The sequence below is a fragment of the Adlercreutzia sp. DFI.6.23 genome, assembly GCF_024462535.1.
Lineage (GTDB): Bacteria > Actinomycetota > Coriobacteriia > Coriobacteriales > Eggerthellaceae > Adlercreutzia > Adlercreutzia rubneri.
In genome coordinates this window covers 1-314 of the sequence record NZ_JANGBP010000370.1, presented here as the reverse complement: position 1 = coordinate 314, position 314 = coordinate 1, and the positions used below count along the sequence as shown (strand labels likewise).

General features: G+C 66.2%; 1 protein-coding gene. It reads right to left on the bottom strand.

The window, feature by feature from the left end:
- On the bottom strand, window positions 1-314 hold a 314-nt coding region (locus NE591_RS13765; protein WP_256156921.1), incomplete at both ends, for a hypothetical protein.

Here is a 314-nt window from a genome sequence, read left to right as displayed (position 1 = left end):
CTGCTCGTCGGGGAAGTCGAGGTACATGTCTAGGGTATGATCACCCTGGACGATGCCCGGCTTCTCGAAGACGACGCCCTCGGCACCGTTCACAGACACCGGGGTCGCTCCGGTCGTGAACGACACGGGCAGTGGCTCGCTGGAATCCAGGTAAAACAGGAAGGCGGAGAACCCCTTCTCGTGGTCGGCCCAGTCGTATTTGGCGAGGTGGTCGTCGCGGTCGAAGGCGGCCGCCCCCTTGGGCAGGTTCGCGAACTCCAGGCGGTAGTCGGCCACGGGACCCGTCGCCGGTGCGGCGACCTCGCCGGCATCCA